We start from the raw sequence: 14,336 nt of genomic DNA, 5'->3' as shown, positions 1-14,336 counted from the left end.
GCTTGCAGAATGCGCCGCACGCAAAGGAGCAAGAGGCGCGATGGACACACGCTGGTTTCAGGATTTCGTCACCTTGGCCGAGGTGCAGAACTTCACGCGCGCGGCCGAGATGCGCAACGTCTCGCAGGCCGCGTTCAGCCGCCGCATCCAGGCGCTCGAGCAATGGCTGGGCGCCAAGCTGATCGATCGCGCGGCCTATCCCACGCGGCTCACGCCCGCGGGCGAGCGCTTCCGCAAGGTGGCCGCCGGCCTGCTCGACCAGATCGCCGATGCGCGCGCCGAGATCGGCGACGCGCCCGCGCGCAACCACGTGCGCATCGCCTCGACCTATGCGCTGGCCAGCACGCGGCTGCCCGGCTGGTGGGCGCGCTGGTCGGGCGCGGGCGACCTCAGTTGCAGCCTCGAGGTCGGCAACGTGCACGACACGCTGACGGCCTTCAGCGCGGGCTCGGCCGACGTGCTGATCGGCTTCCACCAGGCGGCGCATCCGCTGCAGCTCGATGCGGCGCGCTTCGAGCGTCGCGAGCTCGGCCTCGAGCGCGTGCGGCCCTACGTGTCGCGCGCGCTCGCCGCCTCGGAACGCTTCGCGCTGCCGGGCAGCGCGGCCAGCCCGGTGCCGTTGCTGATGTACTCGCCCAGCGGCTACTTCGCGCGCGTGGTCGCGACCGCGATCGAGCAGTCGGCGCAACCGCTGACCGGCTACCGGGCTTTCGAATCAGAGATGACCGACGTGCTCGGCGACCTCGCGCAGCAGGGCATGGGCATGGCCTGGTTGCCCGACAGCTCCTTCGTCGCGGGCCGGCTCGGCGAACTGGTGCCGGTGGGCGACGGCGCCTGGGACGTGGAGGTCGCGATCGTGGCCTGGCGCGCGCAGCTCAATGCGCGGCCGGCGGTCGCGCGGCTGTGGGAGCGCATCGGCGCCGACGCGCTGCCTGCCTGAAACGACTTCAGCCGGGCTCGGCCGGCATGCGCTCGGCGATCACCTCGCGCAACAGCGGCAAGGCAGGCGCCTCGCTGCGGCCGGCCAGGGTCACGAGGCCGAAGCGCGCGCGGCCCAGCGGCGGGTGCACCGGCAGTGCGACGAGGTCGGGCGCCACCGCGCGCACCGCGAGCAGGATCGCGTCGCTGTCGCGCGCGAGCTCGACCAGGTTCGACAGCTCCGAGCAGCGCAGGGTCACGCACTGGTCGGGATGCGCCTCGGGGCCGTAGGCATCGACCATCGCGCGCACCACGTCGCGCCCAAGGCCGGTGGACGCGAGCGGGTAGTCCTTCAAGCTCTGGAACGTCATCGGCCCGCGCTTGCGCGCGAGCGGATGGCCGCGCCGGCACATGAAGGCGCCGCCCATCTCCACCAGCGGCTCGACGCGCAGATCGATGCTCGGCGTGACGGTGCGGAACTCCACCACCACCGCATCGAGCGCGCGCTGGCGCAACGCCTGCACCAGCCGGTCGGTGTCGCCGCGCAGGATGTCGATGCGCACCGGCGCGCCACGGTAGGCCATGCGCTGCAAGAGCGGCGTGGCCAGCAATGCGCCGGGCCCGGCGCCGAGCCCCACGCGCAGGTGGGCGCCGCCGCCGCCGCGCGCGCTGGCCACCAGTTCCTGCGCATCGCCGACCAGGTGGCGCGCGCGCTCGAGCATCTCGCGCCCGAAATGCGAGAGCTCGCTGCGCCGGCCCACGCGGTCGAACAGCGCGCGGCCGAGCACCTCCTCGAGCGCATGGATGCTGCGGCTCAGCGCGGGCTGCGTGATCGACAGCGCCTTGGCCGAGCGCGTGAAGGAGCCCGTTTCGGCCACCGACAGGAAGTGGCGCAACTGCACGAAGGTCATGGCATGGAGGGGCCTGTTCATGCATCGGAATTATGGCTGTGGATAGAACAATGCATTGGACGCCTGGCAAGCCATTGCCTAGATTCGCGGCCGGTCCCTTTCCAGAACAAGCAAACACACCTCACCCAGGAGACAGGTCCCTTCATGCATTCCCTTCGCCAGCTTTCCCTCGCCGCCTGCCTCGCCTGCGCCGCCGTGCCCGCCGCCATGGCGCAAGGCGCCGCCCCCAACGCCCAGCGCATCGAGTCGCTCGCGCGCGAGGCCTATCCGCAGCTCGACACGCTCTACAAGGACATCCACGCCCATCCCGAACTCGGCTTCCAGGAGGTGCGCACGGCCGGCAAGCTCGCCGAGCAGATGCGCGCCCTCGGCTTCGAGGTGACCGAGCACGTGGGCCGCACCGGCGTGGTCGCGGTCCTGCGCAACGGCGCCGGCCCCACGGTGCTGGTGCGCACCGAGCTCGACGCGCTGCCGATGCAGGAGAAGACCGGCCTGCCCTACGCGAGCCAGGCCAAGGCCACCTGGCAGGGCCGCGAGACCTTCGTCGCCCACAGCTGCGGCCACGACGTGCACATGGCGAGCTGGGTCGGCACCGCGCGCACGCTGCTCGCGCTCAAGGACCAGTGGCAGGGCACGCTGGTGTTCGTCGCGCAGCCGGCCGAAGAGGCCAGCGGCGGCGCCAAGGGCATGCTGGCCGACGGGCTCTACAAGCGCTTCCCCAAGCCCGATGCCGCCTTCGCGCTGCACACCTCGCCCTCGTCGTACGGCTACGTCGGCTACCGCGCGGGACCGATCACCTCGGCCTCCGACGGCTTCGAGATCGACTTCAAGGGCCGCGGCGGCCACGGCTCGGCACCGCACCATGCGATCGACCCGATCGTGCAGGCGGCCCATTTCGTGACCGACGTGCAGACCGTGGTGAGCCGCGAGAAGGATCCGGCCGAATTCGGCGTGGTGACGGTCGGCGCGATCCAGGCCGGCACCGCCGGCAACATCATTCCCGACTCGGCGCTGTTGCGCGGCACCATCCGCAGCTACAAGCCTCAGGTGCGCAAGCAGCTGATCGACGGCGTGCGCCGCACCGCGCTGGCCTCGGCCGCGATGGCGGGCGCGCCCGAGCCGGCCATCGGCCTCGACCCGGCGCGCGGCAACGCCGCGGTGATCAACGACCAGGCGCTCGCGCAGCGCACCGTGGCCGCGCTCAAGGCGCAACTCGGCGACGCGAAGGTGGTGCAGGTGCCGCCGATCACCGCCAGCGAGGACTTCTCGGACTTCGCGGTGGAGGGCGTGCCCACCTTCTTCTTCTTCATCGGCGTGAACGATCCGAAGGAGGTCGCCAACTCGCAGAAGGAAGGCGGCAAGCCCCTGCCCTTCAACCACTCGCCGTTCTTCGCGCCGGTGCCCGAGCCCTCGATCACGACGGGCGTGCAGGCGATGACGGCGGCGGTGTTGAGCGCGCTGGCGCCGAAGAGCTGACAGGGGCGCGCGGCGCGGCCGGCTACTCCACGCGGATGCCGGCCTCCAGGGCAACCTTGCTCATCCACGACCAGTCGGCCTGCATCAGCTGCGCGAAGGCCTCGGCGCTGGCGCTGGTCACCACGCTCGCGCCCCGGTCGGCCATGCGCCGCTTCATCTCGGGCTCGTCCATCACCGCGATCACCTCCCGGCGCAGCTGCTCCAGCACCGGCAAGGGCGTGCCCCGCGGCGCGGCCAGGCCGCTCCAGAACTCCATGGGCGGCATCGAGACGCCCTGCTCCTTGAGGGTCGGCAGGGCCGGCAGCGCGGGGGTGCGCTCATCCGACAGCACGCACAGGGCGCGCAAGCTGCCCTTCTGCACGAAGGGCAAGGCGGAGGACATCACGCAGGGCACGAAGTCCAGCTCGCCCTGCACCAGCGCCGTGATCGCATCGGGCATGCCCTTGAACGGGATATGGGTGAAACCGGCGCCGGTGGTTCGGCCGAGCATCGTGACCCACAGGTGTTCCAGCCCGCCCGTGCCCACGGAACCGTAGTTCAGGCGACCGGGATTCGCGGCGGCGAACGCGAGCAGCTCGGAGAAGCTGCCGAAACGCGATCGCGCCGGGACCACGAACAGCGTGGGCGTCTTGCTGTACTGGGAGACCGGTGCCAGCGACTTCAGCATGTCGTAGCGCTTCATCGTGACCTGCGCGGCCATCATGCCGGTGTTGATGGAGATCAGCGTCTGGCCGTCGGGCGGCGCCGTCGCCAGGGCCTGCATGCCGATGACGAAGCTGCCGCCGGGCTTGTTGTCGACGATGACCGGTTGCGCGATCCGGCGCTGCAGGCTGTTCGCGATCAGGCGCGTGCTGGTGTCGGCGGATCCGCCCGCCTGCAGCGGCACGATGATCTTCAAGGGACGGCGCAGGAAGCCGGACTGTGCCGCGGCCAGGCGGGGAATGGCCTGCGCCACCAGGGGCGCCAGGATCAGGGTGCGGCGTCGAATCGTTGCCAAGTTGCGCTCCTTTCTTGCGATGGAGCGCAGTCTGGTCGCGCCGGCCCGGCAAGACTGTCGGCGAGCCGACACAGCGCTTGGGGACAAACCATGAGCCGCGCGCCGCGGCCCCGCATCAGTCGGGGCCGCCGGCCAGCTCGAGCAGGCGCGCCCTGTCCCGGATCTCGATGCGGCCCCGGCCCAGGCCGATCATTCCCTCGCGCTCCAGGCGCTTGAGCTCGATGTTCAAGCTCTGGCGCGTGGTGCCTAACATGTCGGCCAGGTCCGCCTGGGTCATGACCAGCAGGCGCGTGGCGGCACCCCGCAGCTGCGACAGCAGCACGCGCGCGAGCCGGGTCGACAGGCCCGCGAGCGACTGCGCGGCCAGCGCCTGGTAGGTGTCGCGCGCCCGCGCGCACAGCAGCCGGATGATGCGGTCGTTCAGTTCGGGATGCGCGCGCATGGCCAGCCGCAGCGCGGCCTGAGGCACGCGCACGATCTCGCAGGCGCCGCGGGCCACCGCGTCGTGGATCGCGGCCGAGTCGTCGAGCACGGGAATCAGGCCGAAGACCTGCCCGGGCTCCTGCCGGTTGATGACATGCCGCTTGCCCTGCGCGTTGGTGATGCTGAGCTCGAGCGTGCCGCGCGCGGGGATCAGCAGGTGCGTCATCTGGTGCCCGCGCCACGTCACGGTGGTGCCGTCGGCCACCTGCTCCAGCGTGGCGTGCGCGGCGAGATGCCGCAGCGCCGCCTCGCCGCTGGCGGCGAGCCACGGCACGTTGGCGAGGACCTTCTCGATGCGGAGCGTTTCTTCAGGCACTACGAACAAACCCTCAGTGGCTGTGTCGGCCGGCCGACTGACCGAAGAGGGCTTGCATTTCCATACTGCGCGCACCCTTCACTCAGCGACAAGCTTTCCGTGACTCCAGCCTTTCCTTCCATTGCAGCCTCGGTGGCCGTTCGCGCGCTGCAGCGTGCCGACGTCGATCACGTGGTGACCGTTCCCGACTGGGTTCAATTATCGCTGCACGCCCGCCTGCAGCAGCCGGACACGGGCATCCGCGTGCTCAATGCCTGCAACGAGAACCAGTGCGTCACCACGGCCGCCGGCCTGGCGATCGGCGGCCGCAAGCCGCTGCTCGTGATGCAGAACCAGGGCTTCTACAACTGCATCAACACGCTGCGCGCCGTCTGCCTCGATGCGCGCATTCCGCTGGTGTTCCTCATCGGGCAGTTCGGACGCGAGTTCGACAACATCGGCCGCGATCCGCGCCAGTCGCGCCGCTCCATGGTCCGCCTCATGGAGCCGGTGCTCGCCGCGCTCGAGCTACCCTGGTTCGCCCTCGATTGCGATGCCGATGCCGGACGCATCGAGCAAGCCTGCGAGGTCGCGCAGCGCCGGCGCACCGCCACCGCCGTGCTCGTCGGCGCCCCCATGGCCTGGAGATGAACAAGATGACGATGAACGTACGACAGGCCTGCGCCGTGATCGCCGCGCGGCGCGACGAAGACTCCCTCGTGGTCGCGACCATGGGCGCCATGCGCGCCTTCGACCTGCTGGAGGCGGATCCGGCCTGCGCGGGCCGCGCGCCCCGGGCCTCGCGGCTCAGCTCGGTGCCGCTGATGGGCGGCGCCGCCGGCCTGGGCCTGGGACTCGCGCTGGCACGGCCGCGGCGCAAGGTGATCGTGGTGGATGGCGATGCCAGCCTGCTGATGGAGCTCGGCAGCCTGGTCACCGTGGCCCAGGCGGCGCCGGACAACCTGCTGCACCTGGTGATCCGCAACGGCACCCAGTTCACCGGCCTGGCCAACCTCGATGCGCCGGCGCGCGATTTCGATTTCGCGCAGGCCGCGCGCCATGCGGGGTACAGGCATGCGCGCAGCGTGGAGGACGAAGCGGCATGGGCCGCGTGCTTCGACGAGGTCCGGCAGCTGCGGGGTCCGGTCTTCGTGGAGCTGCGCGTGCAGCCGGCGCCGGCGCTGGCCGGCGAAGGCTTCGCGCAGTCCGAGATGCCCGACCATCAGTTCGAGCGCATGGGCCTGGAGGCGAGCGCCATGCGGGAGCTGCTGGGCGCGGGAGACGCACGATGAGCACGGCCGATTCCTTCGATTACATCGTCGTCGGCGCGGGTTCCTCGGGCGCCGCCGTGGCGCGCGGGCGGGCCGAGCGCCCCGGCACCCGCGTGCTGCTGCTGGAGGCCGGCGCGCCGCGCCACAACGACTTCTGGGTCCGCGTGCCGCTGGGGATCGGCAAGCTGCTGACGAACCCGAAGTACGTGTGGCCGTTCCACACCACGCCGCAGGACCGGCTCGACGGCCAGTCGATCTACTGGCCGCGCGGGCGCATGCCCGGCGGCTCGAGCTCGGTCAACGGCATGATCTTCGTGCGCGGCGAGCCGCGCGAATTCGACCACTGGCGCGAACTGGGCAATCCGGGTTGGGGCTATGCCGACCTGCTGCCCTACTTTCAGCGGCTGGAGTCCTGCCGCTTCGGCGATGCCGCACTGCGCGGGCGCGACGGCCCGATCGGCATCACCAGCCTCGCGGACGATCCGCATCCGCTGGGCACGGCCTTCGTGGCCGCCTGCGAACAGGCCGGTATCGCGCGCACGCCGGACTACAACGGCCAGGCCTACGAGGGCGTGTCCTTCCTCCAGCTCAGCACGCGCGGGGGCCAGCGCTGCAGCACGGCGCGCGGCTACCTCGGCGCCGGCGCTCCGGCGGGACTCGAACTGCGCACCGAATCGCAGGCCCTGCGCATCCTGTTCGAAGGGCGGCGCGCCGTGGGCGTGGAGTACCTGCGCGACGGGCAGCGCCGGCAGGCGCGCGCGCGGGCGGAAGTGATCCTCAGCGCCGGCCCGATCAAGTCGCCGCAGCTGCTGGAGCTGTCGGGCGTGGGCCAGTCGGAGCGCCTGCGCGAGCTGGGCATTCCCGTCGTCGCGCATGCGCCGGGCGTCGGCGAGAACCTCAGCGACCACCTGCAGGCGCGCATCACCTTCGAGGCCAGCCAGCGCGTCACGCTCAACGAAGTGATCGCGAGCCCGTGGCGCCAGGCGCTGATGGGCGCGCAGTATGTGCTGACCCGCCGCGGCATGATGACCTCGCCCTCGGCCTCCGCCCATGCGCTGGCCCGCACCGACGCGGCGCAGGACCGCCCGATGGTGAAGATCCAGATGCATCACCTCAGCGGCGCGGACCGCTACTCGCGCACCAAGGGCGCCGGCGCCGACCTGTTCCCGGGCTTCGGCATCGGCCTGTTCCAGCTGCGCCCCGCCTCGCGCGGCTGGGTCCATGCGAAGTCGCCTTCGGCGCTCGACGACCCGGTCATGGATCCGCGCTACCTCGACGCGCCCGAGGACGTGGAGGTCATGCTGTCGGCGCTGCGCCTGGCCCGCAAGGTCGCGGCCCAGTCCGCGCTCGCGCCCTACGTGAAGCGCGAGACCCGCCCCGGCATCGACGTGCAGGCCGAGCACGAGCTGCTGCGCTACATCCGCAGCTGCGGCCAGACGTCCTGGCATCCGATCGGCACCTGCAAGATGGGACCGGACTGCGATCCCGACGCGGTGGTCGATGCCGCCCTGCGGGTGCGCGGCGTCGCCGCCCTGCGCGTGGTGGACTCTTCCATCATGCCGACCATGCCCTCCTCCAACACCAACGCTGCATCGATCGCGATCGGCGAGAAGGCGGCCGACCTGCTGCGCGACGACGCGGGCCGCTGACCGACATCGCAAGTACCTGGAACCGACATGACAAGACTCCTCTCGCGACGCGCCGCCGTCGCCTCGCTCCTGTGCCTCTCGCTGGCCGCCGCCGCGCAGGCCGACAGCGGCTATCCGGCGCGTCCCATCAAGCTCGTGGTCCCGGCCAGCGCCGGCGGCGAGCCCGACATCCTCGCGCGCCTGGTCGCGCATCGCATGGCGGCCGACCTGGGACAGCCCATCGTCGTCGACAACAAGGTCGGCGCGGGCGGTTTGATCGGCGTCGCCTCCGTGGCCTCCGCCAAGGCCGACGGCTACACGATCGGCATCGTCTACCAGGCCGTGCTGGCGCTGTCGCCGCACCTGATCGCGAAGAAGCTCTTCGATCCGCTCGCCGACATCGCGCCGATCGGGCTGATCTCGGTCTCGGGCAATGCGCTGATGGTGCCGGCGAAGTCGCCCATCGGCTCCTATGCCGAACTGGTGGCGCGCGCCAAGGCCAGCCCCGGCAAGCTCAGCTTCGGCTCGTGGGGCGAAGGCAGCGCGGGCCACATCAGCGGCGAGATCATGAAGAAGGCCGCGGGCCTGGACATCCAGCACATCCCCTACAAGGGCTCCAACGAGGCGCTGATGGGCATGCTCGGCGGCGAGATCGACGCGATCTTCGGCGGCTGGGGCCTGGCCTCCACGCAGCTCAAGGCCGGCACGGTGCGCGTGCTGGCCGTCACCTCGCCGCAGCCGTCGCCGATGTTCCCGGGCGCGCCGACCTTCAGGGAGCTCGGCATTCCGTTCGGCCTCAACTCCTGGTACGGGCTCGTGGCGCCGCGGGACCTGCCGGCCCCGGTGCTGAAGCGGCTCGAGGGCGCCCTGCGGAAGGCCGTCGGCCAGCCGGAGATCGCGGCGAAGCTGCAGGACATGGGCATGCAGGCGCAGTCGTCGAGCGCCGCGCAACTGGGCGAGCGCATCCGCGGCGACCACGAGACCTGGGGCCGGAAGATCAAGGAGGTCGGAATCGAGGCACGCTAGCTACTTCAACCGGTAGCTGAGCTTCTTGCCGCCACGCACCTGGGCATCGAGGCCCAGCCATTCGCCGTCGGCCACGGCATACCAGAGGTCGATCGGCTGCTCGGGCCCGCTGACGCGCCAGCGCCGGGCCGCCACGCCGCGGCCGCGCACCTCGACGCGTCCCTCGTCGAGCGCGACGATGCGCACCGGCTCGAGCTTGCCGGTCTGCGCATTGAGCAGCTGCTGCTGCGCGCGCATCGCGGGGTTCCAGTAGGCGAAGCTCATCACGCAGCCCGGCAGCGCGCTGCGCCCGCGCGGCGTGACGACCACCAGCGCGGGGCCGTCGCCCTCCGCCTCGCGCTCGGCGCGCACCTCGGAGCGGTCGCCGCCGTCGTTGGTGTCGGCATCGAGCCGGCGCAGGCAGTCGCCGCGCCAGTGCTCGACCGCCGAATGCCGGTAGCGGTAGACCGTGACGCCCAGCAGCTTGACCGCGAACGCGGCCTCGCTGCTCAGCCGGCGCTCGTCGCCCGCGGCCGTGAGCACGAAGCGGTGCTCGCCGATCGGCGCGTCGTCGAGCAGCACGCGGAAATTCCATTCGCCCGTGGCGGGCGAGGCCACCGGCTGCGCGCCCGCCGCGAAGGCCAGCACGCACAGCAGCGCCAGGCCGGCATGGCGCACCCTCATTTCGGCGGCCGGCGCACCGGCCCCGGCACGAAGGCGTTGGTGCGCGCGATGTAGTCGCGGTAGGCCGGCCGCCGGTGGCCGATGTCGGCCTCGAGCAGGCGCACGCCCGACACGCGCAGCAGCAGCCAGGTCATGAGCAGCGGCGAGACCACGCTCCAGGCGCCGCCGAGGCCGGCCGCGCCCAGCGCCATCAGCCACAGTCCCCACCAGACGCAGGCCTCGCCGAAGTAGTTGGGATGGCGGCTGTAGCGCCACAGGCCGCGGTCCATCACCTGGCCGCGCTGCGAGGGGTCGGCCTTGAAGCGCGACATCTGGGCATCGGCGATGGCCTCGAAGCCGATGCCGAAGGCCGCCAGCGCGCCGCCCGCGATGTCGAGCCAGCCCAGCGGCCGCGCGCCCGCCATGCCGACGAACAGCGGCGCCGAGACGATCCAGGCCAGCACCGCCTGCAGCCCGAAAACGAGGTACAGGCTCTTGAGGCCGAAGCCCGGCTGGTTGCGCGCGCGGATCGCCTCGTAGCGCCGGTCCTCGCCGTGGCCCCAGTTGCGCGCGGCCACATAGAGCGCCAGCCGCAGCCCCCACAGCAGCGCGAGCACGGCCATGGCCAGGCCGCGCGGCTCGTGCAGCGGCGCGTTCGGCAGCAGCACCAGGTAGACCAGGCCCGCGCCCGCGATCAGCACCGGCCAGAAGCGGTCGATCAGGCTCGCGTCGCGCCGCGCCAGGCTCTCGAGCCAGACCACCAGCGCGACCGCGGCGGTGAAGGCGAGGCCGGCGAAGGCGGCTTCCGGTGCGCTGAATCTCATCGTGCCGGCTTCAGGCGCGCCGCTCGAACAGGTAGTGGCTGACCCACCAGCGCTGCCCGTGCTCGTAGCCGAACAGCTCGGCCACCGACATGAAGAACAGGCGCCAGCGCGTCCACCAGACGTTGGCCTGGTCGCCGTAGGTGGCCTGGAACAGCGGGCGCAGCGCCTCGCGGCGCTGGTCCATGTTGCGCAGCCAGGCCTCGGCGGTGCGCTGGTAGTGGCGGCCTTCCCAGCGCCAGCGGCGCAGCAGCCGCAAATCGTCCTGGCAGTGCAGCGCGAGGTCGTCGCTGGGCATCATGCCGCCCGAGAAGAAGTGCTCGCTCATCCAGTCGCTGGCGTCGCGCACCTCGAAGGGATAGGGCGCCTCGCGGTGCACGAACACGTGCATGAAGAAGCGCCCGCCGGGCCGCAGCCAGCGCGCCACGTTGGCGAAGGCCTGCGGCCAGTTGCGCAGGTGCTCGAACATCTCGACCGAGACCACGCGGTCGAAGCGCTCCTCGGTGTCGAACACGTTGATGTCGCGCGTGAGCACCCGCACATTGGCCAGCCCGCGCCGCGCGGCCTCGGCCTCGATGTATTCGCGCTGCGAAGCCGAGTTCGACAGCGCCGTGATCCGGCTGCCCGGGTAGTGCGCGGCCATCCACAGCGTGAGCGAGCCCCAGCCGCAGCCCAGCTCGAGGATGTCCTGCCCGTTGTCCAGCCCGGCGCGCTCGCAGGTGCTGGCCAGCGCAGCCGATTCGGCCTCCTCGAGCGTGCGCGTGCCCTCGGGCCAGTAGCAGCTGCTGTACTTGCGGTGGTTGCCGAGCACCTGGCCGAAGAAGGCGGCCGGCACCTCGTAGTGCTGGGCGTTGGCCTTCTCGGGCAGCGGCGCCAGGCTGGCCGAGCGCATGCGGCCGACGAAATCCTGGGTCAGCTCGGCCACGGCCGGGGTGTTGCCGGCATACAACTCCGACAGCCGGTCCTTGAGCAGGCGCCGGATGCCGCGGCGCACCACGGTATCGGGCACCAGGCCCTTCTCGACCCAGCGGATGGCGAACGCGATGTCCTGCGGCATGGCTTCTTCTTCCTTCTCGTGCGTGTTGGCGGGCCCCGCCGTCCGGGACCGATCACCCCCTGTACGCAGCCGGCGGCGATCCGGATGCAACCGGATGCATCCGGCGGGCACAAACCAAAGTTGCGCCATGCCCCTGCGCCGGCGCGGGCCTCTGGCCGAACTGGAACAATGCGCCCACTCTCATGGACGGACTCGATCTCATCAAGACATTTCGCGAAGTCGCGTTCCGGCGCAGCTTCTCGCGCGCGGCCCTGTCGCTGGGCATGTCGAAGGCCACCGTCAGCCGCTACGTGGCCGAACTGGAGGAGCGCAGCGGCGTGCGGCTGCTCAACCGCTCCACCCGCTCGCTGAGCCTGACCGACGCCGGCGAGGTACTGCTCGAGCGCAGCACCCAGCTGGTCGACATGGCCGAGAACACGCTCAACGACCTGCAGGCCCACGGCGCCCACCCGCGCGGCCGGCTGCGCATGAGCGCGCCGCACGGGCTGATCGCCGGCTGGCTCTCGGACGTGATCGCCGAATTCATCAAGCGCTACCCCGACGTCTACGTCAGCCTGGTCTTCACCAACAGCGCGGTCGACCTGATCGGCGAGGGCATCGACATCCACCTGACCGGCGGGCGCATCGACGACATGAACCTGATCGTGCGGCGGCTGGTGCAGTTCGACATGGTGGTCTGCGCCACCCCGGCCTACTGGGCGCTGCGCGGCATGCCGCGCGTGCCGGCCGACCTGAGCCGGCACGACGTGCTCAGCTATTCGGCCGCCCCCACCACCCACCTGCCCTTCGAGACCGAAGGCGAGGCCTACGAGGTGCCGGTGCACAGCCGCATGGAGGCCAACGACGCGGTCGCGCTGATCGAACTGGCGCTGCGCGGCGTGGGCGTGGCCTACGTGCCCGAGCCGCTGGCCCAGTCGCACCTGGAGCGCGGCGCGCTGGTGCCGGTGCTGCGCGAGCACATGCCGCACGACCACTGGCTCTATGCCGCCTATTCGCAGCGGCGCCACAACAGCGCGGCGATGCGCGCGATGCTCGACTTCCTCGAGCAGTCGATGGGACCCGACGGCGGGTTGCCCTCGCCGATGCCGCCGGCCGTGCCGGTCTCGCCGCCCGCCGCGCCTTCCGCTACATGCGCCCTTTCCAGGGAACCAGGCGCCGCTCGAGCCAGCGCATCAGCAGGTCGAACAGATACGCCACCACCCCGATGACCACGATCCCCATGATCACGATGTCGGTACGCAGGAAGTTCGACGCGTTGAGCACCATCTGACCCAGCCCCATGTTGGCCGCCACCATCTCGGCGGCCACCAGCGTGGTCCAGCCGAAGCCGATCGCGATGCGCATGCCGACCAGGATGTCGGGCAGCGCCGAGGGCAGGATCACGTGGCGGATCACCTGCAGGTAGCTCGCGCCCATCGAGTAGGCCGCGTTGATCTGCTCCTGCGAGGCGCTGCGCATGCCCGAGCGCGCGGCCAGCGCCAGCGGCGCGAAGCAGCTCAGGAAGATCAGCAGCACCTTGGGCAGCTCGTCGATCCCGAACCAGATGATGATCAGCGGCAGGTAGGCCAGCGGCGGCAACGGCCGGTAGAACTCCAGCGGCGGATCGAAGATGCCGCGCCAGAAGCGGCTCATGCCCATCGCGATGCCCACGGGGATGGCCGTGACGCAGGCCAGCAGGAAGGCCGAGAACACGCGGAACATGCTCGCGAGGAAGTGCTGCCACAGCGGCTTGTCGTTGGCCTGGCCGGTCAGGTATTCGTAGAACTGCTGGAACACCGCCTGCGGCGTTGGCAGGAACAGCGGCTTGACCCAGCCCATGTTGGTGACCAGGAACCACAGCGCGATCAGCGTCAGCACCGTGACCACGCTGATCGTGAAGCTCGAGCCCTCGCCCGGCACCTTGAAGGCGCTGGTCTTGAGCTTGGCGCCGGGCGCGGGCGGCGGGACGGCGGTGGGCTTGGTGGGAGGCGTCATGGGAACCGGCGATGCGATGCTGGCCTCAGGCATGGGCGGCCTCGCGGTGGTGGATGATGGAGAGCACTTCCTCGCGCATGCGGATGAACTCGGGCTCGGACTTCACCTTGCGCGAATCGCCGTGCGAGAGGTACTGGCGCGAGAACGGCACCTCGTCGTAGACGTGCGAGATGCGCCCCGGGCTCGGGCTCATCACGATCAGCCGGGTGGCGAGGAACAGCGCCTCCTCCACCGAGTGGGTGATGAAGAACACCATCTTGTTCGAGGTCGACCAGGCCTGCAGCAGGATCTCCTGCACCTGCTCGCGCGTGAAGGCGTCGAGCGCGCCCATCGGCTCGTCCATCAGCAGCACGGCCGGATCGCTGGCCAGCGCGCGCGCGATGCCCACGCGCTGCTGCATGCCGCCCGAGAGCTCGTACACCGCACGGTCGGCGTACTTCTGCAGCCCGACCAGCGCGAGTTTTTCTTCCGCCACGCGGTCGCGCGTGGCGCGGTCGACGCCCGCGAGCCTCAAGCCCAGCGCCACGTTGTCGCGCACGTTGAGCCAGGGCATCAGCGCATGCTTCTGGAACACCACGCCGCGGTCGGCGCCCGGGCCGGCCACGGGTTGGCCGTCGAGCAGGATCTCGCCGGTGGACGGCGGCAGGAAGCCGGCGATGCAGTTCAAGAGCGTGGTCTTGCCGCAGCCCGAGGCGCCGAGCGCGACCACGAAGTCGCCGTCGTGCATGCGCAGGTTGACCGGCGCGAGCGCCTGCAGGGTGCCGCCCTTGACGGCGTAATTGACCGTGAGGTCGCGGATGTCGAGCGTGGGCATGGGCTTTTTTATTTACCGGGCCG

The 14,336-nt window shown here is 71.0% G+C and carries 15 protein-coding genes; 7 read left to right on the top strand and 8 right to left on the bottom strand.

All coding sequences use genetic code 11. The features are described from left to right. Nucleotides 1–40 precede the first annotated feature (40 nt). Nucleotides 41–940 carry a LysR family transcriptional regulator gene (locus ACEN9J_RS29045; protein ID WP_413762721.1) on the top strand — a complete coding sequence of 300 codons (900 nt, stop codon included), beginning with the start codon at nt 41–43 and terminating at the stop codon, nt 938–940. A gap of 7 nt (nt 941–947) precedes the next feature. Here the strand turns inward: ACEN9J_RS29045 and ACEN9J_RS29040 are convergent, their stop codons facing one another. Continuing rightward, nucleotides 948–1,850, bottom strand: a complete 903-nt coding sequence (locus ACEN9J_RS29040) for a LysR family transcriptional regulator (protein ID WP_261217525.1) — start codon at nt 1,848–1,850, stop codon at nt 948–950. Between the two features lie 123 nt (nt 1,851–1,973). Between ACEN9J_RS29040 and ACEN9J_RS29035 the strand changes: the two genes are divergently transcribed. After that, nucleotides 1,974–3,305: an amidohydrolase gene (locus ACEN9J_RS29035; protein WP_413762720.1), complete on the top strand. Its 1,332-nt coding sequence runs from the start codon at nt 1,974–1,976 to the stop codon at nt 3,303–3,305. A gap of 22 nt (nt 3,306–3,327) precedes the next feature. Here ACEN9J_RS29035 and ACEN9J_RS29030 read toward each other — a convergent pair whose 3' ends face one another. Together ACEN9J_RS29030 and ACEN9J_RS29025 are read right to left on the bottom strand one after the other, a co-directional pair. Next, complete coding sequence (locus ACEN9J_RS29030) at nt 3,328–4,302, bottom strand: Bug family tripartite tricarboxylate transporter substrate binding protein (RefSeq protein ID WP_413762719.1); 975 nt, start codon at nt 4,300–4,302, stop codon at nt 3,328–3,330. 115 nt (nt 4,303–4,417) lie between these two features. After that, nucleotides 4,418–5,101 carry a Crp/Fnr family transcriptional regulator gene (locus ACEN9J_RS29025; RefSeq protein WP_413762718.1) on the bottom strand — a complete coding sequence of 228 codons (684 nt, stop codon included), beginning with the start codon at nt 5,099–5,101 and terminating at the stop codon, nt 4,418–4,420. Nucleotides 5,102–5,200: 99 nt separating this feature from the next. On the opposite strand from ACEN9J_RS29025, the gene ACEN9J_RS29020 reads away from it, so the two are divergent. The 4 genes from ACEN9J_RS29020 to ACEN9J_RS29005 are packed head-to-tail and all read left to right on the top strand — an operon-like array spanning nt 5,201 to nt 9,005. Then, the gene (locus ACEN9J_RS29020) at nt 5,201–5,731 is read left to right on the top strand and encodes a thiamine pyrophosphate-binding protein (RefSeq protein WP_057595000.1); all 531 of its coding nucleotides are present in this window, start codon (nt 5,201–5,203) and stop codon (nt 5,729–5,731) included. 11 nt (nt 5,732–5,742) lie between these two features. Beyond that, nucleotides 5,743–6,372 carry a thiamine pyrophosphate-dependent enzyme gene (locus ACEN9J_RS29015; protein WP_413762717.1) on the top strand — a complete coding sequence of 210 codons (630 nt, stop codon included), beginning with the start codon at nt 5,743–5,745 and terminating at the stop codon, nt 6,370–6,372. Next, nucleotides 6,369–8,000 (top strand): GMC family oxidoreductase, encoded by a 1,632-nt coding sequence (locus ACEN9J_RS29010; protein ID WP_413762716.1) that lies wholly within the window; start codon nt 6,369–6,371, stop codon nt 7,998–8,000. The genes ACEN9J_RS29015 and ACEN9J_RS29010 overlap by 4 nt, the downstream gene beginning before the upstream one ends. A gap of 27 nt (nt 8,001–8,027) precedes the next feature. Next, nucleotides 8,028–9,005, top strand: coding sequence for a Bug family tripartite tricarboxylate transporter substrate binding protein (locus ACEN9J_RS29005; protein WP_413762715.1), 978 nt, complete (start codon nt 8,028–8,030; stop codon nt 9,003–9,005). On the opposite strand, the gene ACEN9J_RS29000 is transcribed toward ACEN9J_RS29005, so the two are convergent. The 3 genes from ACEN9J_RS29000 to ACEN9J_RS28990 are packed head-to-tail and all read right to left on the bottom strand — an operon-like array spanning nt 9,006 to nt 11,525. After that, the gene (locus ACEN9J_RS29000) at nt 9,006–9,668 is read right to left on the bottom strand and encodes a DUF6134 family protein (RefSeq protein WP_413762714.1); all 663 of its coding nucleotides are present in this window, start codon (nt 9,666–9,668) and stop codon (nt 9,006–9,008) included. After that, a complete protein-coding gene (locus ACEN9J_RS28995; RefSeq protein ID WP_057595004.1) occupies nt 9,665–10,471 on the bottom strand; it encodes a DUF1295 domain-containing protein in 807 nt (268 codons plus the stop codon). The genes ACEN9J_RS29000 and ACEN9J_RS28995 overlap by 4 nt, the downstream gene beginning before the upstream one ends. Nucleotides 10,472–10,481: 10 nt before the next feature. After that, entirely contained in the window at nt 10,482–11,525 is a 1,044-nt protein-coding gene (locus ACEN9J_RS28990) for an SAM-dependent methyltransferase (protein ID WP_057595005.1), read from the bottom strand. Nucleotides 11,526–11,707: 182 nt separating this feature from the next. Between ACEN9J_RS28990 and ACEN9J_RS28985 the strand changes: the two genes are divergently transcribed. Continuing rightward, the gene (locus ACEN9J_RS28985) at nt 11,708–12,733 is read left to right on the top strand and encodes a LysR family transcriptional regulator (RefSeq protein ID WP_413762713.1); all 1,026 of its coding nucleotides are present in this window, start codon (nt 11,708–11,710) and stop codon (nt 12,731–12,733) included. On the opposite strand, the gene ACEN9J_RS28980 is transcribed toward ACEN9J_RS28985, so the two are convergent. Both ACEN9J_RS28980 and ACEN9J_RS28975 read right to left on the bottom strand, forming a co-directional pair. Further along, nucleotides 12,651–13,532, bottom strand: coding sequence for an ABC transporter permease subunit (locus ACEN9J_RS28980; protein WP_057595007.1), 882 nt, complete (start codon nt 13,530–13,532; stop codon nt 12,651–12,653). The genes ACEN9J_RS28985 and ACEN9J_RS28980 overlap by 83 nt on opposite strands. After that, entirely contained in the window at nt 13,525–14,313 is a 789-nt protein-coding gene (locus ACEN9J_RS28975; RefSeq protein ID WP_057595008.1) for a taurine ABC transporter ATP-binding protein, read from the bottom strand. Before ACEN9J_RS28975 ends, ACEN9J_RS28980 begins: the two co-directional genes overlap by 8 nt. Nucleotides 14,314–14,336 lie beyond the last annotated feature (23 nt).

The sequence above is a fragment of the Variovorax sp. Varisp41 genome, from assembly GCF_047325085.1.
GTDB lineage: Bacteria > Pseudomonadota > Gammaproteobacteria > Burkholderiales > Burkholderiaceae_C > Variovorax.
The sequence above is the reverse complement of the archived record's forward strand: the minus strand, read 5'-3'. Positions and strand labels throughout refer to the sequence as shown.

Excerpts from the sequence above, each read along its gene's own strand:
- ACEN9J_RS29045 (WP_413762721.1), top strand. The coding sequence starts at position 41 with ATGGACACACGCTGGTTTCAGGATTTCGTCACCTTGGCCGAGGTGCAG.
- ACEN9J_RS29040 (WP_261217525.1), bottom strand. The coding sequence starts at position 1,850 with ATGAACAGGCCCCTCCATGCCATGACCTTCGTGCAGTTGCGCCACTTC.
- ACEN9J_RS29035 (WP_413762720.1), top strand. The coding sequence starts at position 1,974 with ATGCATTCCCTTCGCCAGCTTTCCCTCGCCGCCTGCCTCGCCTGCGCC.
- ACEN9J_RS29015 (WP_413762717.1), top strand. The coding sequence starts at position 5,743 with ATGAACGTACGACAGGCCTGCGCCGTGATCGCCGCGCGGCGCGACGAA.
- ACEN9J_RS29010 (WP_413762716.1), top strand. The coding sequence starts at position 6,369 with ATGAGCACGGCCGATTCCTTCGATTACATCGTCGTCGGCGCGGGTTCC.
- ACEN9J_RS29005 (WP_413762715.1), top strand. The coding sequence starts at position 8,028 with ATGACAAGACTCCTCTCGCGACGCGCCGCCGTCGCCTCGCTCCTGTGC.
- ACEN9J_RS29000 (WP_413762714.1), bottom strand. The coding sequence starts at position 9,668 with ATGAGGGTGCGCCATGCCGGCCTGGCGCTGCTGTGCGTGCTGGCCTTC.
- ACEN9J_RS28995 (WP_057595004.1), bottom strand. The coding sequence starts at position 10,471 with ATGAGATTCAGCGCACCGGAAGCCGCCTTCGCCGGCCTCGCCTTCACC.
- ACEN9J_RS28990 (WP_057595005.1), bottom strand. The coding sequence starts at position 11,525 with ATGCCGCAGGACATCGCGTTCGCCATCCGCTGGGTCGAGAAGGGCCTG.
- ACEN9J_RS28985 (WP_413762713.1), top strand. The coding sequence starts at position 11,708 with ATGGACGGACTCGATCTCATCAAGACATTTCGCGAAGTCGCGTTCCGG.
- ACEN9J_RS28980 (WP_057595007.1), bottom strand. The coding sequence starts at position 13,532 with ATGCCTGAGGCCAGCATCGCATCGCCGGTTCCCATGACGCCTCCCACC.
- ACEN9J_RS28975 (WP_057595008.1), bottom strand. The coding sequence starts at position 14,313 with ATGCCCACGCTCGACATCCGCGACCTCACGGTCAATTACGCCGTCAAG.